Source organism: Yersinia vastinensis, from assembly GCF_902726565.1.
Lineage (GTDB): Bacteria > Pseudomonadota > Gammaproteobacteria > Enterobacterales > Enterobacteriaceae > Yersinia > Yersinia vastinensis.
Genome location: NZ_CACVAF010000004.1, coordinates 297133 through 319290, shown reverse-complemented (window position 1 = coordinate 319290; position 22158 = coordinate 297133). Strand labels below are relative to the sequence as shown.

The following is a 22158-nucleotide window of genomic DNA, read 5'->3' as shown; positions in this document are numbered from 1 at the left end:
ACGTGGGCATATCCATTGCCCTTCATCGATTGCATTCAGGCAATACGCAATGATTGCGGTTGCTGGCAACGTCGCACGGCGACAGGCACTGATTTTGATGTTGGGGTGTGGGTTTGATCACCAAAGCTGGATAAGGGCACCAGTGGGTTAGTTTCAGGGTAATAGGCGGCAAGATTACCGCGCGGAATATCATAGCTGACTAACTTGAACCCACTGACTTTTCGGGTAATGCCGTCATTCCACAACGTTTCAATCTCGACCAGTTCGCCATCTTCTAACGCCAATTCGGCTAAGTCTTGTGGATTAATAAACAACACTTCCCGTTGACCATAAACGCCACGATAGCGGTCATCAAGACCATAAATCGTAGTGTTGTATTGGTCGTGAGAACGTAAAGTTTGCAGCACAAAGGGAACTTGCTTTCCGGCAATGTGCGGGAACAAACTCTCCGGTAATGCGGAAGCACAAAACTCGGCCTTACCACTTGGTGTCGCAAATTGCAGGTCAGCGGCAGCACTTCCTAAATAGAAGCCGCCGGGTTGCTCGCAGCGTGCATTAAAGTCATCAAAGCCGGGGAGGGTCGCCGCAATATGATCACGAATGAGATTGTAATCATCAGCTAAGGCAAGCCAATCCAGAGCTTTTCCCTGAGCCGGTTTATTAGCAAAAACAGCCTGGGCGATACCGCAAACAATGGCGGTTTCTGAATGTTGCGTGTCTGCCAGCGGTTTGCCTACACCTTCTGAGGCATGCACCATGCTGAAAGAGTCTTCCACGGTAATAAATTGTGAACCGGTGGCTTGCATATCACGCTCCGTGCGGCCCAATGTCGGTAAAATCAAGGCGTCAGCGCCAGTAATCAGATGGCTGCGGTTCAGTTTGGTGCTGATATGCACAGTCAGATCGCAACAGCGTAGTGCTTGTGCTGTTCGTTCGGTATCTGGGGCTGCGGCGGCCAGATTTCCCCCTAAGGCTATCAGCACTTTGACTTCACCGCGGAGCATGGCTTCCAGCGCTTCTACCGTATTGTGACCTGCATCTTGAGGTGGCTCAAAACCAAAATGGTGACCCAAGCGTGCCAGCATTGCCGCCGAGGGTTTCTCATCAATCCCCATGGTGCGGTTGCCCTGTACATTACTGTGACCGCGAACCGGGCATAAACCCGCGCCGGGTTTGCCGAGCTGACCAAACAGCAGTTGTAGATTGGCCAGTTCACGAACAGTTATCACCGAGTGTTTATGCTGCGTAATCCCCATAGCCCACGTTAGGATGACGCGCTCGGCGTGCTGATAAATATCAGCCGCGTGACGTATTTGTTCCTCGCTCAGGCCCGATTGCTGCGTAATTTGTTGCCATGAGGTGTTGTCGACTGCGGCTAAATAGTCGTTGATTCCTTGGGTATGCGCAGTAATAAAGGCGTGATCAAACAAACCGCTATCTCCCCGCGCCAATTGTTCACGGTGAGCTTCCAGTAGCGCCTTCACCATGCCGCGTACTGCCGCCATATCACCGCCCAGATTGGGCTGGAAATAGGCCGAGCTAATAGGCGAGGATTTTGGCGTTAACATCTCAATCGGATTTTGTGGATCGGCGAAACGTTCTAATCCGCGCTCGCGCAAAGTATTAAAGCTGACAATTCGCGCCCCACGATCTTTGGCATGGCGCAGGCTGTGTAACATTCGCGGATGATTGGTCCCCGGATTTTGCCCGAAAACAAAAATGGCATCAGCTCGTTCAAAATCCTGCATGCGGATGGTGCCTTTGCCGACCCCAATACTCTGTTTCAGCCCAGTACCACTGGCTTCATGGCACATATTTGAGCAATCAGGGAAGTTATTAGTGCCTAACATGCGGCCAAAGAGTTGATAAAGGTAGGAGGCCTCATTACTGGCACGGCCCGAGGTATACAGTTCCAACTGATTAGGGCTATCTAGGCCATTAATATGTTGAGCAATTAACGCCAGCGCGCTTTCCCAACTGACCGGTTGATAGCGGTCAGTTTGTGGGTTATAGCGCATTGGATGAGTGATTCGCCCTTGATACTCAAGAAAATAGTCACTTTGTTGGCGCAAGGTGGCGAGGGTGTGTTCAGCAAAAAATTGCGGTTCCACTGCTTTGCGCGTGGCTTCCCAACTAACTGCTTTTGCACCATTTTCACAAAAGCTGAAGGTACTGTGATTATCGTCACCCCAAGCGCACCCAGGGCAATCAAAACCTTTAACCTGATTGACGCGCAATAAGTTGCGAATATTTTTTAACGCTTGCTTACTGTCCAGTACAAAGCGAGTGGTAGCTTCGAGAGAACCCCAGCCACCGGCAGCGCCGGTATAGGGTTTTATTGCTGATTTAAATTTCATGATAGGTACGCCGCAGGTGTTATTTTTGTTTCAGGCAGGAAACATAAGGTTAACCGCTTGAATCTGTTTTGTTGCAAGTCTAGTGGGGCGAGGTTGAAGCGTCTAATCGAATACGGTAATCGCGGCATAGAGGGGAGCTATCACGAACAAACCCGGCTCAGAAAGCCGGGCCAGTCAATTAATGTTCCGGGTAAACTTTCTCTTTAAACTCACACAAATCTTCAATAATGCAGGAGCCACAGCGTGGTTTACGGGCAATACAGGTATAGCGTCCATGAAGAATCAGCCAGTGATGGCAATCCAGTTTAAACTCAGCGGGAACCACTTTGAGCAGTTTGGCTTCAACTTGATCAACATTGCTGCCAGGGGCAAAGCCGGTACGATTACAAACACGAAATATATGGGTATCAACCGCGATGGTCGGCCAACCAAAGGCGGTGTTCAATACGACATTTGCAGTTTTGCGACCCACGCCGGGTAATGCCTCCAGTGCGGCGCGATCTTCGGGGACCTCACCGTGATGTTTTTCCAGCAAAATACGGCATGTTTTAATCACGTTTTCGGCCTTAGTATTAAATAGGCCGATAGTTTTAATGTATGACTTTAGGCCATCAACGCCCAAATCCAGCATAGCTTGAGGCGTGTTAGCCACCGGATAGAGTTTGGCGGTGGCTTTATTGACACTGACGTCTGTGGCCTGAGCAGAAAGCAGCACGGAAATCAGCAGCTCAAAAGGGGTGTTATAGACCAATTCAGTGGTTGGATGCGGGTTGTTATCGCGCAAACGAGTCAATATAGCGATACGTTTTTCTTTATTCATTAGGCTTTCCCGGCCGAGATATCCTGAGTTTGTGGTGCCGCGGACAGTGTTCTGGCTTTACGCGCTTTCATTTTTTCGTCAATGACATATTTACCGGCCAGCAATAATCCCAAACCGATAAAAGCCCCCGGTGGCAGCATCGCCAATAGGAATGGGGTGTCCAGATGTAAGACTTCAATACGTAGCACTTTAGCCCAGTTACCCAGCAGCATATCTGCGCCATCAAACAGGGTGCCGTTGCCCAAAATTTCGCGCAGTGAACCCAGAACAAACAAAGCGCAAGTAGCCCCTAGCCCCATGGATAAACCATCCAGAGCGGATAACCCCACCGGATTTTTTGCGGCATAGGCTTCTGCCCGGCCAATGACAATACAGTTGGTCACAATTAATGGAATGAATATCCCTAGCGACTGATATAAACCAAAGGCATAGGCATTAATCAGCATTTGCACGGTACTGACCACTGATGCAATGATCATCACGTAAATCGGGATGCGAATTTCGTTGGGTACCCAGCGGCGTAGGGCTGATACCGCGGTATTGGTACAGACCAAAACCAAGGTTGTGGCCAAACCTAAGCCCAGCGCATTGGTGGCAGTGGAGGAAACCGCCAGCAGTGGGCAGAGGCCCAGCAGTTGCACTAACGCTGAGTTATTTTTCCACAGTCCTTGAACGATCAGATCTTTTGCTTCACTCATTGACTCTCTCCACAAACAGGCAAGTTATCGAGTTTTGCCGGCAAGGTTTCCAGATACAGTGCGGTATTTTTCACCGCACGTACAACGGCTCGTGGTGTGATGGTCGCGCCGGTAAATTGATCAAACGCTCCGCCATCTTTTTTCACTGCCCAGCGCGTATCTTGCTCGCCTGCAACATGTTGCCCGCTGAAATGCGCTATCCAGTCAGAAATACGGATATCAATTTTATCACCAAGACCTGGGGTTTCATGATGTTCTATCACTCGACTGCCCAGTACGTTACCGTGAAAGTCTGCTCCAACCAAGAGTTGGATTGCACCGGAATAACCATCTGGCGCCGTGGTTTCAATGGCGGCAGCCACGGGTTGACCCGCTTTGCGTGCCAAATAGACACGGTGGGGGGCATCATTACCCAGTGCTGTATCAGTGACAACGTAACACTCTGCTTGCATATCATTGTCATAAATTTCAGCCGGAACAACCTGATCGAACAACACTTTTTGTTGTAGTGCGGCCTGATGAGCAATGGTTGTTTCGGTCAGAGAGTTAACGACGGCGGTTAACCCAGTGGCACCGGCGGCAAACAGGGCCAAAGTGATGCCGTGACGCTTCATAGTGTTTAGCATAACGGCTCCTTATTTATGCCCGCGATGATGGCCATAGACCCGTGGTTGGGTATAGTGATCAATCAGCGGAACAGTGATGTTGGCTAACAGCACAGCAAAAGCCACCCCATCAGGATAACCGCCGTACACACGAATTAACCACACCAGAATACCAATCAGTGCACCGAAAATCAGACGGCCACGCGGTGTCGTCGATGCGCTGACTGGGTCGGTAGCAATGAAGAACGCCCCCAGCATGGTCGCCCCGGAAAATAGATGTAGCATCGGTGGGGCGAAGCTTTGCGGAGAAATCAGCCAACTGATCGCGGCGCAAGTACTTAACGCCAGCAGAAAACTGACGGGAATATGCCAATGAATGGCTTTACGCCACAACAGGAACAGGCCGCCCACCAGAAAACCAATGTTAACCCATTGCCAGCCAATCCCCGCCAAGGCACCACCAAAGAGGGGCTGTTGCAAAATATGTTCAGCGGGCTGGACGCGTAGCGCCGTTTTAAAATGGTCGAGGGGCGTGGCTTGGCTAATACCATCAACCCCCATCTGCAGTTGATGAATATCGGCGCCGCTGTGGGTAAAACCGGTGAAAATGGTTAATAGGCTGTCATGAAATCCGACTGGCGTACCTTGTAAGGGCAGCGGTGGTAACCAACTGGTCATTTGCACCGGGAATGAAATCAGCAACACCACATAACCCACCATGGCGGGGTTAAAGGGATTTTGCCCCAAACCACCGTAGAGTTGCTTGGCAATGACAATAGCAAACAATGTACCCAATACAATCATCCACCAAGGGGCCAACGGTGGCAGGCTTATCCCTAGCAGCAGGCCGGTGAGCAGAGCAGAATTGTCTTGCAGCCGGGTTAATACCGGTTGCTTGCGTAATTGCAAGACCGCACCTTCGGCCAGCAAAGCGGTAACCATGGCCAGCGCAACCTGAATCAGGCTGCCATAACCAAAGAAGTAGGTCTGGGCGATGATGCCCGGAATACAAGCCAAAATTACCAACAGCATAATATTGCGGGTACTTCGTTGATTATGCGTAAAAGGGGAACTGGCTATCTGCAACCCTTTGTTCTGGATCGGAGTTGTGGGCCTGAATTTCATGAAATTGCAACCATATGTCGAATGCTTAACAGGGTTCTCAAACGCAGGCGTCGCGCGGGCAAGTCAGTACTTGCGGGCGTCAATACACTCAGCCGTCAGGGGGAATAATATTGGTGCCGCATTCTACCCTATTCAGACAAAGTGTAATACGCCTTAATCATAGGGTTATTATTCTTCATAAACTGTGATGTTCAGTAAATAGCCCTGTTTAATATGCCTAGTGAGCCAAAGAATAGGCTTGCAATTTATATCGTAATAGTAACAAAGAAATAGAGTGATGAACGGGTTAATCCAGCGAGATAATTAGGCTTGAGTATCAGAAAGATAGCTAAAATTGTCTGTTTAAGAAGCGTTTTCTATAGGAGGATTCTTTAGTAACCAACTGTAAATTAACGATATCTTAACGTTAAAATTTAGATTTGAGAAAAGCGTTGGCATAATGATAGATTAATGTAGTATGCAGTGTAATTATATATTTAAAGAACAATACAATGATAAATGAAGACATATTATTTATAGAAGAATTAATTGAGTGGATTGAAATCAATTTAGAAAAGAGGCCGACATTGGATGATGTGGCGAAGATTTCAGGATATTCAAAATGGCATTTGCAACGAAAGTTTAAAAGTATTGTTGGGTTACAATTAGCCTCCTATATCCGCGGGCGGGTGCTGACTCGTGCGGCAGTGGCTTTGCGTATTTCACGACGGCCAATCATAGAAATCTCTGATGAGTTGGGTTTTGATTCACAACAGACTTTTACTCGTACGTTTAAGAAGCGTTTTGGTGTCACGCCAAACAGCTTTCGCCAAATGGAGCATTGGGATGTACAAGGTATGATTCCACGTTTTGGTTTCTGTGAAAATTATACACCAGAAATCAAAAGGATAACCTTACCAGAGAAAGAGCTGGTGGGCTTCACTCGGCAATTGGATTTTGATGAGCACAACCATTGTAGTGGCAAGCATTCATCCTGCATGGCCATGAAAGATGAGATTTTGCTCGATTTCTTTAAAGAAGTTAACTTCTCATGCCAGAGGATCTATTCCTTGTTTTCTGCCAAGGAGAGTTTACAAGGGCAGAACAGAGTCTATTATTCGACGGCGATCGATAAAGAGAAAAGGCACGAAATTCAGGGGCACCGCGAGATAGACCATATTTCTATACCGGCGGGTGAGTTTTTGTCTATCTCTCATCAAGGGAGTGCCAAAGAGTGCGTGAAGTTTTCTATCTATTTGTACAACGAAGTATTGCCGAAGTTAAGAGATGAATTTGGTGGTGGTTTAGAGATGGAGGTGATTGAAGTTGATGGTTGTCATGCTGAATCTAAAATGCGTGATATTTCCTCCGTCTATCATTATCTTATGGCCGTAAATTGACGCCTTGTTGTTATAAAAACGTAGGGCGTCAATTCAGTCTTTGTGCAGTGATACCTTAATCCGGATTCACTGTTTGTGCTGCTTTCTTGGCTTTGACACGGGCGATAGCGGCAGCCACCGCGGCTTTGCGCGGATCTTCTTCTGGCGCGTGACTTTCATTTTTGGCTGTTTCAGCCGTAACGAGTGCCGCTTTCTTGGCTTTGACACGAGCGATAGCGGCAGCCACCGCAGCTTTGCGCGGGTCTTCTTCTGGCGCGCGACTTTCATTTTTGGCTGTTTCAGCCGTAACGTGTGCCGCTTTTTTGGCTTTGACACGAGCGATAGCGGCAGCCACCGCAGCTTTGCGCGGGTCTTCTTCTGGCGCGTGACTTTCATTTTTGGCTGTTTCAGCCGTAACGCGTGCCGCTTTTTTGGCTTTGACACGGGCGATAGCGGCAGCCACCGCAGCTTGGCGTGGATCAATGACCTCTGCATTTTCAGCGGTCATTGTGGCCTGTTTTTCTGCCTGAAGAGTTCTGGCTTGAGCTTTACGTGCTTGGCGGGCAGCAATGGCCTCACTGTTATCTGGTGTTTGCCCTGCAATGACGGCAATCGTTGAGTCAGCGCTTTTTGCTTCACGGGACAAGCGGCTAACCGCGGCTTCAACTGTTTGCTGGTCGGCTTCCGTCAGCTTGACGGCGGCTTGCTTGTGGCGTAATTCACGAGCTAATTTTTCCCGCTCTAGGCGAGCTTGTTTGGCTTCAAAACGTGCTTTCGCAATAGCTGCGCGGGCGCTTTCCTGATCAAGCGCGCGAATTTCGGCTTTTTCCTGGCGATAGTATTGCACCAAAGGAATATTACTTGGGCAGACATAGGCGCAGGCACCACATTCAATACAATCAAACAAGTTATGATTACGTGCCTTTTCATGTTCTTCACCCCGGCTGAACCAGTATAGTTGCTGGGGTAATAAACCGGCCGGACAGGCATCAACGCATAAGCCACAACGAATGCAGGCTTGTTCAGGCTCCGACAACCCCATCTCAGTTTCTGTCGGGGCTAAAATACAGTTACTGATCTTAACGATAGGAACATCCAAACTTGGCAGGGTAAAGCCCATCAAAGGCCCCCCCATAATCACCATTTGTTGGGGTTGTGGTTGAAAGCCAGCTAAGGTCAATAAGTGTATGACTGGGGTGCCGATCCTGGCCCAGAAATTCCCCGGTTTTGTTATTGCATCGCCAGTCAATGTCACGACTCGCTCGATGAGAGGCTCATCATCAATAACCGCTCGTTTGATGGCTACCGCTGTCCCCACATTGTGCATCAGCACCCCAATGGATGACGAATGCTTGCCGAAGGGCACTTCTTTACCCGTCAGAATTTTGGTGAGCTGCTTGGCTCCACCTGACGGGTACTTGGTGGGAATCACCCGCAACTGGATGTCATCATGACCGCGTAGCGCCAGTTGCAGAGCAGCAATAGCTTCAGGTTTATTATCTTCAATACCTATCAGTACCTGCTGAGGCTGGAGCAAGTACATTAAAATATGAATCCCAGTCACCAACTCTTCGCCATGATCTTGCATCAACCGATCATCGGCAGTGATATAAGGCTCGCACTCTGCCGCATTGATAATGAGAGTAGTAACGCTGTTTAAACCGCCTTGTAATTTGCTGGCAGTCGGAAAACCTGCACCACCTAAACCGGCAATCCCCGCTTGATGAATTCTCTCTAGCAGTGCGTTCCGGTCCCATTGTCGATAATTTGCCCAAGGTTGTTGTTCGCGCCAGCGATCTTTCCCATCCGGAGCGATATGCACGCACAGTTCCGCCAAACCTGAAGGATGTGCGGTGGTATGAGGTGCTATTGCTGTAATTGTGCCGGATGTTGGAGCATGCACAGGCACGGTACGACCTCGGCCAATGGTCAGAGGTTGTCCTTTTAAGACGTATTCACCGGCTCTGACACACAATTCACCTTCAGGCCCAAGATGTTGCTGCAACGGAATGATCATTTGTGCAGGCAAAGAGGCGATACGCATAGGGACGGTGCTTGATTGCAGCTTCATTTCCGGCGGATGAATGCCACCGTCGAAATCCCAGATGTTATCGTGTTGACGGGCAGTAAACAGCTTAAACATGTTGCTCCGCATCTATCATTTTCACCGGGATCATCTGCGAAGCAACTAACTGCGTGGGCAGGTTTTTGACCGGGATGGTGCTCAAATCCCACTTCCAGTTCGCAGTGGTAGTAGCAACCGGGAGCATCTCAATACAGTCTGTTGGGCAAGGCGATACGCAAAGATCACAGCCAGTACAAAGATCCGGTAAAACGGTATGCATGGCGCGGGTGGCACCGACGATGGCATCAACCGGGCAGGCCTGAATACATTTAGTGCAACCAATACAGTTTGCTTCATCAATAAACGCCACTTTGCGCTGAGGATGGGTGGCCGTTTCATCGCCATCCAAGGGTTGCGGCTCCACAGCCAGCAACTCGGCCAGTTTGAACATTACTTGCTCGCCACCCGGTGCGCATTTGTTTATTTTTTCACTGCCGCCGGAGACGGCTTCGGCATAGGGGCGACAGCCGGGATAGCCACATTGTCCACATTGGCTTTGCGGCAGGATAGCGTCTATTTGTTCAACGATAGGGTCTTGTTCAACCTGAAAACGACGGGCAGCAAAGCCCAGCACGGCACCTGAAATCAGCGCCAATGTGCTCAATGCGCCTATGGCAATCCATAACGACATCATCAGAACTTCACCAATCCGGTAAAGCCCATAAAGGCGAGTGACATAAGCCCCGCGGTAATAAGTGCGATAGACGAGCCACGGAAGGGCGCGGGTACGTCAGCAACAGCCAGACGTTCACGGATAGCCGCGAATAGCACCATAACCAGAGAGAAACCGGCGGCAGCGCTGAAGCCGTATACCGCCGATTGCATAAAATTGTGAGATTGATTGATATTAAGCAAGGCCACACCTAACACCGCACAGTTAGTGGTGATCAACGGCAAAAATATCCCCAACAAGCGATAAAGCGCTGGGCTGGTTTTGCGTACCACCAGTTCAGTAAATTGCACAACAACCGCGATAACTAATATAAAGGCCAATGTCCGCAAATAGACTAACCCGAGTGGCAGCAAGATAAAGCTGTTAACCATCCAGGCGCACACCGAGGCCAGAGTCAGTACAAAAGTGGTTGCCAGCCCCATACCAATGGCGGTCTCCAGTTTTTTAGAGACACCCATGAAAGGGCACAAGCCAAGAAACTTGACCAGCACGAAGTTGTTTACCAAAACAGTACCGACAAACAGGAGCAGGTATTCAGTCATTACGGGGCCTAAAAAAATAAAAGCCGCCTATTATCCAAAATTGGCGGCCCAACGACAACAGATGAAGTGCAGGGTTATTACGATTTTCCGGCTATTTTAAGGCAAAAAGAGGAACAATTCCTTTAATTCTCAGTAAAAGTCTGTTTCACGCGCTGAGAACGTTTGATATAGGGAACGAAAATTGCGGCAGCCAACAGAGGCCAACCTAAGGTACGCAGGGCGATATCATCGCTGATAGGCGAAAACGCGAATGCCTTTAACGCTAATAATACCGTTAACAATAGCCACAGAATAAACAGTTTGGGGAAACGACGTGAGCGGCTGCAACACAACCAGATAACCCATACCGTATAAATCCACATGACGATTGTGGTCACCACGGAGAAATACCATTGCAGGGTAAACGCCTGTGAGTTAGTGACCAGATATTCCCTAGATTCAGGAGTGAAAATGGCCATCGCATACAGCGCTAGCATCAGACTGGCACTCAGTAATGTCACAATCAGATAAGCCAATGGAGCCAATAACCAGCCGCCAATACGTTGATATTCCTGCTGTTGAGACATAGTGAACCCTATTTATCGAATATGACCTTTTTCATTGCACTAGCTTAACCCGCAAATGCGTCCTTCGTCATCTATATCAATATGATAATAAGCTGGCAGCGTGCCGAGGCCTGGCATGGTCATAATATCCCCGGCATAAATACGTACAAAACCGGCCCCGGCGGAAACTGCGCAGGCGGTGATAGGCAAGACAAAATCATGAGGAACCCCCTTCAACCGGGAATCGGCACTAATGGAAAGGGGGGTTTTGGCAATGCACAGCGGTAAATGACCGAAACCTGCCGCCGTTATTGCTGCTAGCTGCTGGCGTGCTTGCGGGGTGTATGTGACCTCGCTGGCACCATAACGTTGGGCTAATATCTCGATTTTTTGCTCCAAAGAGGCACTGTCAGAGTAGGGAAGTGTCGGCTCATCGGCATGCTTGCAGGCATTGACCACTTGTTGGGCCAAAGCCGTGGTGCCGGCGCCGCCTTTAGCAAACGCCTCGCTAATTTCGCAAGCAAAAGCACCAGCGGAAAGCGCATAATCGCTGAGAAAATCCAGTTCCTCTGCGCTGTCGTCGGGGAAGCGATTAACGGCCACCACCACCGGTAAACCATAGCTTTTTGCATTATCAATGTGCCACTTCAGATTGGTGCAACCTTGGCTTAGGAGTGGGATATTGGTACTGAGAATTTCAGTTGGTAGTGGCTGGCCCGGTTTGATGTCAAACACGCCGCTGTTGGCTTTCAGGCTTCGCAGTGTGGCAACTAACACTACGCAGGATGGAGCAAGGCCGGACTGACGGTACTTAATATTAAAGAACTTCTCCATCCCCATATCTGAGCCAAAACCGGCCTCTGTCACTACATAGTCAGCTAACTGCAACCCCAGTCGGTCAGCCAGTACCGAGGAGTTACCGTGGGCGATATTGGCAAATGGCCCGGCATGAATGAGCACTGGCGTTTGTTCAGTGGTCTGCATTAATGTTGGATGGATAGCTTCTTTCATTAAGGCCGCCATGGCTCCTGCAACCCCAAGGTCTTCTGCGGTGATGGGGACACCGTGGGTATTTTTTGCCAAAATGATCCGGCCAATACGTTGGCGCATATCCTGCAAGTTTTCTGATAACGCCAATATCGCCATCAATTCTGATGCTGCGGTTATTTCGACATAATCTGCGCGTTCAACGCCATGAGTTCCTCCGCCAACGCCGACCTGAATGTGTCGCAATGCGCGATCATTATGGTCAACTACGCGCGGCCATAGAATGTGTTGGATATCAATGTTCAGCAAAGGCATGCCGGTTTGCTGGCAAAAGGCTTGCCCCAGACGTTGTTCATGGTACAAACGTGCATCCAGCGCCGCTGCCGCCAGATTATGCGCAGCACTGATGGCATGAATGTCACCCGTCAGATGCAAATTTAACTTTTCCATCGGTAGCACTTGTGCGCTACCGCCGCCTGCGGCGCCGCCTTTGACACCAAATACCGGACCAAGGCTTGGTTGACGAATACATGCCACACCACGAAAACCTAATTTGTTAATTCCCTGACTCAATCCAATTGTTGTGACTGTTTTGCCTTCCCCCATTGGGGTGGGGGTAATGCTGGAAACTAGAATCAGCTTGCCTTGTTTGCTCTGGGAACGTAGCACACTGATATCGACTTTCGCCATATGGTGTCCGTAGGGGATCACACTATCGGCGGTTAAACCTAATTGCTGTGCAATCAGTTGAATTGGCTGCAAGTTGGTATCATGACTTACATTGACTGTAGGGGAGAGGTCATCGGCAGTGGAAAGTCGTGTCGGTGTCATGCTGGGATAATTCCTGTTATCAGTGATAAAACGGCGGCAGCCAATCATAGAGGCTATAAATCACCGCGAAATTATCACACAAAGCACCATAAATTTGGCGATGCAAATCAATAAATGTGATGTCACTAGTAGATGAATGTGATGTGTTTTATCTCTAATGGTTAATTCTATTAGTGATTTATATCTTGTTTATTTTTATATTTTTGAAATCATTTTGATTATTTTAAATAACATTAAAGAATTTTTGAGAATTTCATCATTACACATCCTTATTTTATGAGTTTGGTTTATGTGTAGCACTATACAATTCTGCTGTCATATTTTTTATCACGTGAAAAGTTATTTTTACGATGAAATAATTAGGTAATGTCATTTATGGAAAACCACGTTCATTCCTCTTTGGTATGTGCAGCACGACTACTTTGTTTGGCGGGATTTAGTGCCGAGCCTGTTAAAGTATTTAGACAGAATACCGCTATCACTATCTCGACAATGACCTCATTTACATTGTTACAAAGGCATTTATCACAATTATCACGAACCACACCAGCCCGTTTTAAAGTCAAAAGAAAGCCATTAAATAAGATAAAACCAGAGCAATTACCCTTGGCATTCCGGGATGTACAAGGGCGATTTATTCTATTGGCACGTCTAAATGATAACCAGGCACTGCTACAGTATGCTGATAGCGCGCAACCAAAAATTGTAGACTATCAAGAGCTTAATTCGTTATGGGGGGGTGTTGTTATCTACTGTAGCCATTCACGTTTTGATATCCGCTGGTTTATTCCTGCCTTATTACATCATCGCAAATCGCTGACTCAGGTATTGGTTTTATCATTATTGCTACAATTTTTGGCACTCATATCGCCTCTTTTCTTTCAAGTGATTATGGATAAGGTTTTAGTCCATAATGCACTGACCACTCTTGATGTGTTAATTACTGTGTTACTCGTGGTTGGTGTTTATGAAGTGATGTTGAAATTTCTACGTGAATATATTTTCACTCACACCACCACGCGAGTGGATATTTTATTGGGTGGGAAGTTATTTAATCATTTAATTAAATTACCACTGAGTTACTTTAAACAGCGTCATGTAGGGAATATTGTCGCTAGAGTACGAGAATTAGATAATATTCGTGAATTTATTACGGGTTCGGCCCTGACATTATGTGTGGATGTGGTCTTCACCGTCGTGTTGTTTATTGTTATGTGGTGTATATCCCCGCTGCTGACATTCATTGTTTTGGGGACATTACCGCTTTATTTGTTATTAGCTGCATTGAGTACCAAACCACTGCAAAAGAAAGTCAGTGTTTTGTGCAGTCGTGCCGCACAAAATGGCGCATTTTTAACCGAAACCTTATCGGGCGTTGAAACAGTAAAAAGTTTGGCACTTGAGCCGCAAATGCAGCAGCGGTGGGAGAGGCAAACGCGTGATTTTGCACAAGCCAATTTTCAAGTACAAAATTTGCAAAGTTTCAGCAGCCAGAGTGCGCAGTTGCTACAAAAGCTGGCGGGTGCACTGGTTTTAGTCATCGGGGCATATCAAGTGATGTCTGTGCAACTCAGTATCGGGCAATTGATTGCTTTTAATATGCTGGCTGGGCAGGCACTTATGCCAATGAGCAAGTTAGTTGATTTGTGGCAGCAGAGTATTCGTGCGCAGGTTGGGTTGACGTTAATCTCCGATATTCTGAGCTTACCGGTTGAGCAGGCCAGTGGGGCGGCACTTTCTGATAGTAAAATTCAGGGTGATATTTTGTTGGAGAATGTCACTTTCCGCTATCGCCCGGATCTTGACCCCGTATTGCGGCATTTTTCATTATCTCTGCGAGCGGGGGAGCATATCGGGCTAGTTGGCCCCTCAGGCTCTGGGAAAAGTACCGTTGCGCGGTTACTGCAACGTTTGTATATCGCCGAGCAAGGCGTAATTAATATTGATGGGTTCCCAATAAATCGTTTTTCGCCTGAATGCTTACGGCGGCAAATCGGTGTCGTTATGCAAGAGAATCACCTGTTTAATCGAACTGTGCGCGAGAATATAGCCTACTCTCGGCCGACTGCATCGCTCAGTGAGGTGGTGGATGCGGCATCTCTGGCTGGCGCACATGCCTTTATTCTCGCACTGCCACTGGGGTATGACACGGTTCTCGCCGAGGGAGGTGCATCACTTTCTGGGGGGCAGCGTCAGCGCATTGCTATAGCTCGCACGTTATTGGCCAATCCTCGGGTTTTAATCTTCGATGAAGCGACCAGTGCTTTAGATGATGAGTCGCAAGCCGAAGTGCAGAAAAATATGGCCCGCATCATTGCCAATCGTACCGTTATCACTATTGCTCACCGGCTTTCAACCGTACGACATTGCCACCGTATTGCGGTAGTCACTCAAGGTCAAGTCACCGAACTTGCCAGTCATAACGAACTGCTGGCACTAAATGGCGTCTATGCCCAGCTTTGGCAACAACAGGCTGACTTTAGCCATGAGGAAACAAAATGAAGCTGATGCACTATTTGGCTAACTTGTCGTGGGTGAAGGCGCTAAAGCATCGTTGGCAGCGCTACGTTGCGGCAGAGAAAACACGCGATGAGTATGATTTTCTTCCTGCTTATTTGGATGTTGTTGAACGCCCGGTATCGCCTTTGGCGCGGCGTACTGCCTGGTTTCTGGCCCTGACATTACTGGCGGTATTAATCTGGTCGATTGTAGGGAAGCTAGATATTCACGCTTCAGCACAGGGTAAGGTGATTGTCTCCGAACACTCGAAAGTGATTCAACCGTTAGAACCGGGTGTGGTGATGGCAATCCATGTTCGCGATGGTGACCACGTTAAAGCCGGTCAGGTGTTGATCGAGCTAAATCCCATTGGTATTGATGCCGAGATAGGCAATATCAACCAACAATTGAGCCATCGGTTACTGGAAGCAGCACGGATGGCGGCACTACAGACGGAGAACCCACTCGTTAATTTTAGCTATTCAAGTGATATTTCAGAGGAATTGGCCGTGGCCGCCAAGGCACTGTTAACCAAAGAGCACGATGAAGACAACGCTGAACTGGCACGTCAAGACAGTGAACTGGCGGTTAATCAAGCGCATATTCAGGCGGCCACCATCAATATGACTAATCAGCAAGCCTTAATGAAAAACATTTATCAACAGTTACAGGCATTGCGAACCCTAGCCAAATCCAAATCCATCGCTGACGTTGAGTTATTAATACAAGAGCGGGAATGGCTCAATGCGACTGCAGAGGCCGACCGCTTAAAAAACGAACAGGCTATTTTGCAGGCAAAGGCACTCAACCTAACACAAACTCGAGTCCACTATCTGGCTGAAAAGAAAAGAAATTATCAGGAGAGATTAAATAAAGCCCACGAAGTTATCAATCAATTGCAGCAAGAGTTGATTAAGTTGACAGAAAAACAGCGCCAGCAAACTTTACGTGCACCGGAGGCGGGGGTCATCCAGCAATTGGCGGTGCATACATTGGGCGGTGTCGTCACCACGGCCCAGCCACTCATGGTCTTGGTGCCTGAAAACTACCCGCTGGAACTCGATGTCATGATTCTGAATAAAGATGTGGGGTTTGTGCTGCCCGGTCAGGCGGTGGAAGTCAAGATAGACAGTTTCCCCTACACCCGATTTGGCACACTTTCTGGTGAAGTTAAGCATATCTCGCGTGATGCAATGGAAGATCAACAGCAAGGGCTTGTGTTCCCGGCGCGTATTCAACTGGGCAGCGATACGCTGATCGTTGAGGGGAAACCGGTACGGTTATCCGCTGGGATGTCAGTCAGTGTCGAAATTAAAACGGGCAGCCGTCGAGTGATTGATTATTTACTCAGCCCATTGCAACAGTATCAATCTGAAGCCTTGAAGGAGCGTTGATATGATGAGTTCAGCATCAACTCAGATCAATCAGCCTCTGGAAGCACTGGTTCGTGCCGCTGCGTGTTTTGATCTTGTCGTCGAAGTTTCCGTGTTAGCCCATAAATTGGGGGGGGCCTCTCAAAAAATAGATAACATTGCCTTATGCCGCTGTGCCGGATGGATTGGTTTACGGGCCAGAACCGTCAATCAGCCGTTTGAACGGTTGGGCAATTTGACATTCCCTATTTTGTTCAGTGATGGCGTGCAGTGGTACGTGCTATTAGCACTTAATGAACAGGGGGCGATGCTCCATTACGCTGGCAGAGGAGAATCGCTACAAATAAGTGTGCAGGAACTTGCTCGCTTGTGGCGCGGTGAGGCTATTTTATTAGCGAAAGCGGAGCCATCGGTACAAAAGAAAACCTCTTTTGGTTTTAGCTGGTTTATCCCGGTTATCACCAAATATCGCCATCAGCTACGTAATATTATTCTGGTCTCATTGCTTTTGCAGAGCATTTTGCTGGTAACGCCGATGTTGTTCGAAACGATGATCGACAAAGTATTAGTGGGGCGCGGGGTCGGCAGTTTGATGGTTCTGGGCATTGCTATGATTGCGCTGGCAATTGTTGAACCATGCTATACCTTTTTACGCAGTTGGTTGTTTTCACATTTATCCAGCCGGGTGGGGGCAGAACTAAATTCCGGGCTTTATCATCACTTACTGGGGCTGCCTCTGGATTATTTTGCTGCACAACAAACCGGGAAAACCATCGCTAAAGTGCGGGAAATGGAGCAAATTCGCAGCTTCTTGACGGGTTCTGCATTGACCATGCTGTTGGATTTAATCTTTGTCGGCACATTTATCGCTGTGATGTTTTGCTACAGTAAGTCTTTAACATGGATAGTGATATTCTCTCTGGTGTGTTACCTGTTGTTCTGGTTATCGGTGAGTGGCCTCTTGCGTAAGCGAGTAGAAAGGCAATATGAAGCCAGTGCACATAACACGGCATTTCTGACGGAAGCTATCAGTGGGTTGGAAACCATCAAAACGTCAGCGACCGAAAATCTGTTTAACCGTAGTTGGCGCTCCTCTTTAGCTCGTTATGTACGAGCCTCATTTGCATGTACTTGGGCGGCAAATATTGCTGAACAAGGTATTCATCTTATCAATAAAGTAACTTCAGCTATTTTACTGTGGGTGGGCGTGACGTTAGTGCTCGCTGGGGAACTCAGTCCCGGGCAATTTATCGCTTTTACACTGTTCTCAGGCTACGTTACCCAGCCTATCTTACGCTTGGCGCAAATATGGCAAGATTTCCAGCATACGCAAGTTTCGCTCAAGCGCATTGGTAGTATTTTGGATTATCCGGCAGAGCCGGGCAGTGTTGGATTACTCTCGAATCATGCGGTAGCGGGGAGTTTGGCTTTTAAACAGGTCCGTTTCCGCTATCGGCCCGATACCGCTGAAGTTATCCAAAATCTCAGTTTGGATATTGCTGGCGGCGAGTTTATCGGTATTACCGGGCCTTCGGGCTGTGGAAAATCGACATTAACCAAGTTGCTCCAGCGCTTGTATACCCCACAACACGGGCAAATTTTGGTCGATGGGCAGGATTTAGCCATTACAGATACCACCACCTTGCGCTGCCAAATGAGTGTGGTTTTGCAAGAAAGTGTCCTGTTCTCCGGCACGATAAGAGACAATATATGCCAGTGTCGGCCTCATGCCGATGATGCTCATGTTGAGCACATTGCACGGTTGGCGGGGGCGCATGACTTTATTACAACACTGCCACAGGGTTACCAAACGTCTGTGGGTGAACGCGGCGGTATGTTATCCGGTGGTCAACGCCAACGAGTCGCATTGGCAAGGGCGTTGATGGCAGATCCAAAAATTCTGATCCTTGATGAGGCCACCAGTGCTCTGGATTATGAATCTGAGGCAGCTATCATGTGCCAATTACCGGAAATCATCCGTAATCGCACCGTTATTTGCATTGCGCACCGTTTGAATACATTGCGTCTATGTCATCGTATTTTGGTGTTAAAAGAGGGGCAGGTGTTGGAGCAAGGTAGCCATCAAGCACTGCTGGCGCAGCGCGGCGTCTATGCCCATTTGTGGCGGCTGCAAACAGAGTAGAGCATCTGGCTGGGGGCGGGTTAGCCACCCAGCCAGTGTTAGTTACAGCTTATCACCATTGGACTTAATCACGTCTTGATACCAGAAAAAGCTTTTCTTGCGTTGGCGCGCCAGTTGTTTTTGGTGGTCGACATACACAAAGCCATATTGCTTCTGAAAACCGTTCAACCAACTCAAAAGGTCGGTAAACGACCATGGGTAGTAACCTCGAACATCGGCGCCTTGTTTTATCGCATCCTCAATGGCGGCAATATGCTGACGCAGATAATCAATTCGATCGTCATCAACAACTTCACCATTAATGATGGGATCTTTAGCGCCTAAGCCATTCTCTGTAATATAGATTGGGATATCGCCATAGCGGGCTTTGATATTCATGATGCCCTCAGTCAAGCCCTGAGGGTAAATTTCCCAGTCCCAATCGGTATAAATGCCACTTGGGTTGCGGACAAATTTGAACAAGCCCTTAAAGCCGAACTCATTACCTTGCTGGTGGCCTGAGCCTTTCTTGCCTGAAGTGTTAATGGCGAGATGCGTTTCTTGGGTATTTGCAGCAATAGTTTCGCGCTTATAATAATTTAGGCCAATAAAGTCGCAAATATTGTCGCGCAGTAGTGCTTCATCACCCGGAGCAAATTGAGGCATCCCCCAGATGGCCTGAGTTTGTTCCAGTAATTCAGCGGGATACTCACCTTTCAATACGGGATCGTACAGCCAATGAGTAAAGATCCCATCAGCTAAACGGAATGCGGCAATATCTTCTGGCGAATTGCTAAGAGGGGTATTGGTTTGCAGGACATTCACAAAACCAATTTTTCCTTCAATACCACTGGTGCGGAATGCGGCAACAGCCTTGGCATGTGCTACAAAAACATGGTGGCAGGCTTGAATGGCGCGCCCCGTGTCCTGAACGCCCGGTGGGTGAGCGCCGACAATATAACCAAAACCAATAAAACAGATGGTTTCATTAAAAGTAGACCAAAGTTTGACCCGGTCACCATAGTGTTGATAGCACAAACGGGCGTATTCTTCGAAAGCATCGGCAGTGCTACGTGTTTCCCAACCCCCCTCATCCTGCAAGGCTTGCGGTAAATCCCAGTGATACAGGGTAATCATGGGTTCAATATTATGTTCCAGCAGTGCATCAATCAGTTCACTGTAGAATTTGATCCCAGCAGGATTAACTTCACCACGGCCGGTAGGTAATAATCGCGGCCATGAGATAGAAAAACGATAACTTTTCATACCCATTTCAGCCATTAGCGCCACATCTTCACGGAAGCGGTGGTAGTGGTCTACCGCAACATCACCATTGGTTCCCTGATAGGTAGTACCTGGCAGGTGCGAAAAAGTATCCCAGATAGAAGGGCCTTTGCCATCAGCATCATAGGCCCCTTCAACTTGATAAGCGGCGCTAGCCGCACCCCATAAAAAATCCTTCGGGAAAGCAGACATAAATTCACTCCCATGTAATGAATGAAAAGAGTAGTGGTTAAAACATCTGCCACCAGTGTATTCGGTAATTCACTTTCTATGCAACCGGTTTCTGTAACCGGTTTCTGTTTGGATGAAATACAGAAAAAAACAAAAACCACATCATAAAAAATTAATAATGATTAAACGGAAGAGAGGGAATTGTGTAACTCAAAACTACTGTATGTATAATCAGTTGTTGGTTTACTGAAACCATTGGCGCGGTTAATTGGTCAGGCGGCGCAGCATACTCAAGTGATCGTGGTTTCCCATGCCGCAGAATTAGTGGCGGCGCTACAACAAGAAGATTTTTGCCGCCATATTTTGTTGGATAAACAGCTCAGTGAAACAACAATACAGCAGGATACAACTCCTGAGTGGCTATGGCCATCACGTTAGCGGTTGGGCTAAAAACCATGAAAAGGGGCTATTAAGCCCCCTTGGTTGATGAGTAATTAATCTGCTGATAAATATAAATGACGGTCCTACCTTCGCTAACTCAATGATTCAGATGGTAATAGACTTCATTCCAACGAATTTCATTTTTGAACGCTGGCAGGGTGGTGTCGTTATCGATAAGCAGGAACTCAATCCCATGCATTTCGGCATACAGGCGCAGTTCATCAACGCCAATAGCTTGTGAGAACACGGTATGGTGCGCACCACCAGCAATGATCCAAGCTTCGGCGGCTGTTGCCAGTGACGGTTGGGCTTGCCAGATAGCGCGAGCAACAGGCAGTTTTGGTAACGGGTGGGGTTGCTCAACGGTATCGACCACATTAACCAGCAAGCGGAAGCGGTTACCCATATCAATCAAGCTGGCATTCAGGGCCGGGCCTGCTGGGGTTGAGAAGATCAAACGAGCAGGGTCAGCTTTACCACCGATACCTAAATGTTGCACATCCAGCAGTGGTTTCTCTTCTTTTGCAATTGATGGGCAGACTTCCAGCATGTGAGAACCAACAACTAAATCATTGCCCGGCTGGAAGTTATAGGTGTAATCCTCCATAAAGGACGTGCCGCCTTTCAGACCGGTACCCATCACTTTCAGGATGCGCAGCAGTGCTGCGGTTTTCCAGTCGCCTTCGCCGCCGAAGCCATAACCTTGCTGCATAAGACGTTGGACGGCCAGCCCCGGTAACTGTTTCAGACCATATAAGTTTTCAAAGTTGGTGGTAAAGGCTTTAAAACCGCCTTGCTCAAGGAAACGCTTCATCCCTAACTCAATGCGAGCCGCATCCAGCAGATTTTCACGTTTATTGCCGTTCAATTTCACGGCATCAGTCAAGCGATAGGTGGCCTCATACTCTTCAACCAGAGCATCTATATCCCCTTTACTGACTGCGTCCACCACGGTGACCAAGTCGCCAATGCCGTAGGCATTGACCGAATATCCGAACTGAATTTGAGCTGCAACTTTATCACCTTCGGTGACGGCTACTTCACGCATATTGTCGCCAAAACGAGCAACTTTCAGTTGTTGGCTTTCCTGTTTAGCCGCAGCTACCCGCATCCATTGACCAATGCGTTGGTGTGCTTCTTTATCCTGCCAGTGCCCGGTGATGACGCTATGCTGCTGACGCATACGTGCACCGATAAAACCAAACTCACGGCCACCGTGAGCTGTTTGGTTCAAGTTCATAAAGTCCATATCCATGGTTTCCCATGGGATCTGAGCATTAAATTGGGTATGGAATTGCAGCAAAGGTTTATTCAGAATACTCAGCCCACCAATCCACATTTTGGCTGGTGAGAAAGTGTGGAGCCAAGTCATGATGCCGATGCACGCCGTATCATAATTAGCTTCGCGACACAGGGCGGTGATCTCGTCTGGCGTAGTGACCAAGGGTTTTAGCACTAATTTGACCGGTAAACCCGCTTCACTATTCAGGCTGCTGACCACATGATGGGCATTATCCATAACTTGTTGCAATGTTTTAGGGCCATACAGGTTTTGACTGCCGATCACAAACCACACTTCTGATTGCTTGAATACGTCCATCG

General features: G+C 48.1%; 17 protein-coding genes. 5 read left to right on the top strand and 12 right to left on the bottom strand.

Annotation, left to right across the window (positions count from 1 at the left end; translation table 11 throughout):
• Positions 1–35: 35 nt before the first annotated feature.
• The 5 genes from HUZ92_RS08275 to rsxD form a co-directional block, all read right to left on the bottom strand.
• Entirely contained in the window at positions 36–2357 is a 2322-nt protein-coding gene (locus tag HUZ92_RS08275; protein ID WP_145579967.1) for an FdhF/YdeP family oxidoreductase, read from the bottom strand.
• A 178-nt stretch (positions 2358–2535) separates the two neighbouring features.
• Positions 2536–3177, bottom strand: a complete 642-nt coding sequence (nth, locus tag HUZ92_RS08270; protein WP_050101279.1) for an endonuclease III — start codon at positions 3175–3177, stop codon at positions 2536–2538.
• A complete protein-coding gene (locus tag HUZ92_RS08265; RefSeq protein WP_050140614.1) occupies positions 3177–3875 on the bottom strand; it encodes an electron transport complex subunit E in 699 nt (232 codons plus the stop codon). The genes nth and HUZ92_RS08265 overlap by 1 nt, the downstream gene beginning before the upstream one ends.
• A complete protein-coding gene (rsxG, locus tag HUZ92_RS08260) occupies positions 3872–4501 on the bottom strand; it encodes an electron transport complex subunit RsxG (RefSeq protein ID WP_145524735.1) in 630 nt (209 codons plus the stop codon). Before rsxG ends, HUZ92_RS08265 begins: the two co-directional genes overlap by 4 nt.
• A gap of 9 nt (positions 4502–4510) precedes the next feature.
• Positions 4511–5605: an electron transport complex subunit RsxD gene (rsxD, locus tag HUZ92_RS08255; RefSeq protein ID WP_050101276.1), complete on the bottom strand. Its 1095-nt coding sequence runs from the start codon at positions 5603–5605 to the stop codon at positions 4511–4513.
• Positions 5606–6096: 491 nt separating this feature from the next.
• On the opposite strand from rsxD, the gene HUZ92_RS08250 reads away from it, so the two are divergent.
• Positions 6097–6984 carry a helix-turn-helix domain-containing protein gene (locus HUZ92_RS08250; RefSeq protein WP_050101275.1) on the top strand — a complete coding sequence of 296 codons (888 nt, stop codon included), beginning with the start codon at positions 6097–6099 and terminating at the stop codon, positions 6982–6984.
• Positions 6985–7039: 55 nt separating this feature from the next.
• Here the strand turns inward: HUZ92_RS08250 and rsxC are convergent, their stop codons facing one another.
• The 5 genes from rsxC to HUZ92_RS08225 form a co-directional block, all read right to left on the bottom strand.
• Positions 7040–9106, bottom strand: a complete 2067-nt coding sequence (gene rsxC / locus HUZ92_RS08245) for an electron transport complex subunit RsxC (RefSeq protein ID WP_174846809.1) — start codon at positions 9104–9106, stop codon at positions 7040–7042.
• Entirely contained in the window at positions 9099–9722 is a 624-nt protein-coding gene (gene rsxB, locus HUZ92_RS08240) for an electron transport complex subunit RsxB (RefSeq protein WP_050097728.1), read from the bottom strand. Before rsxB ends, rsxC begins: the two co-directional genes overlap by 8 nt.
• Positions 9722–10303 carry an electron transport complex subunit RsxA gene (gene rsxA, locus HUZ92_RS08235; protein WP_005169884.1) on the bottom strand — a complete coding sequence of 194 codons (582 nt, stop codon included), beginning with the start codon at positions 10301–10303 and terminating at the stop codon, positions 9722–9724. The genes rsxB and rsxA overlap by 1 nt, the downstream gene beginning before the upstream one ends.
• Before the next feature lie 122 nt (positions 10304–10425).
• Positions 10426–10869 carry a DUF2569 domain-containing protein gene (locus HUZ92_RS08230; RefSeq protein ID WP_050097727.1) on the bottom strand — a complete coding sequence of 148 codons (444 nt, stop codon included), beginning with the start codon at positions 10867–10869 and terminating at the stop codon, positions 10426–10428.
• A gap of 39 nt (positions 10870–10908) precedes the next feature.
• Complete coding sequence (locus tag HUZ92_RS08225; RefSeq protein ID WP_174846808.1) at positions 10909–12666, bottom strand: formate--tetrahydrofolate ligase; 1758 nt, start codon at positions 12664–12666, stop codon at positions 10909–10911.
• 375 nt (positions 12667–13041) lie between these two features.
• Here HUZ92_RS08225 and HUZ92_RS08220 point away from each other — a divergent pair, with 375 nt between their 5' ends.
• From HUZ92_RS08220 to HUZ92_RS08210, 3 genes are read left to right on the top strand one after another with little or no spacing between them, the layout of a single operon-like run.
• Entirely contained in the window at positions 13042–15168 is a 2127-nt protein-coding gene (locus tag HUZ92_RS08220) for a peptidase domain-containing ABC transporter (RefSeq protein WP_145579964.1), read from the top strand.
• Positions 15165–16559, top strand: a complete 1395-nt coding sequence (locus HUZ92_RS08215; protein WP_145579963.1) for an HlyD family type I secretion periplasmic adaptor subunit — start codon at positions 15165–15167, stop codon at positions 16557–16559. Before HUZ92_RS08220 ends, HUZ92_RS08215 begins: the two co-directional genes overlap by 4 nt.
• A 1-nt stretch (position 16560) precedes the next feature.
• Entirely contained in the window at positions 16561–18681 is a 2121-nt protein-coding gene (locus tag HUZ92_RS08210) for a type I secretion system permease/ATPase (protein ID WP_145579962.1), read from the top strand.
• A gap of 42 nt (positions 18682–18723) precedes the next feature.
• Here the strand turns inward: HUZ92_RS08210 and HUZ92_RS08205 are convergent, their stop codons facing one another.
• Entirely contained in the window at positions 18724–20136 is a 1413-nt protein-coding gene (locus HUZ92_RS08205; protein ID WP_050296147.1) for a glycoside hydrolase family 1 protein, read from the bottom strand.
• Positions 20137–20370: 234 nt separating this feature from the next.
• Between HUZ92_RS08205 and HUZ92_RS08200 the strand changes: the two genes are divergently transcribed.
• On the top strand, positions 20371–20553 hold the full coding sequence (locus tag HUZ92_RS08200; protein WP_235897003.1) for a hypothetical protein: 183 nt from the start codon (positions 20371–20373) through the stop codon (positions 20551–20553).
• A 100-nt stretch (positions 20554–20653) separates the two neighbouring features.
• On the opposite strand, the gene araA is transcribed toward HUZ92_RS08200, so the two are convergent.
• Positions 20654–22156 (bottom strand): L-arabinose isomerase, encoded by a 1503-nt coding sequence (gene araA, locus HUZ92_RS08195; protein ID WP_050097720.1) that lies wholly within the window; start codon positions 22154–22156, stop codon positions 20654–20656.
• Positions 22157–22158: the final 2 nt, after the last annotated feature.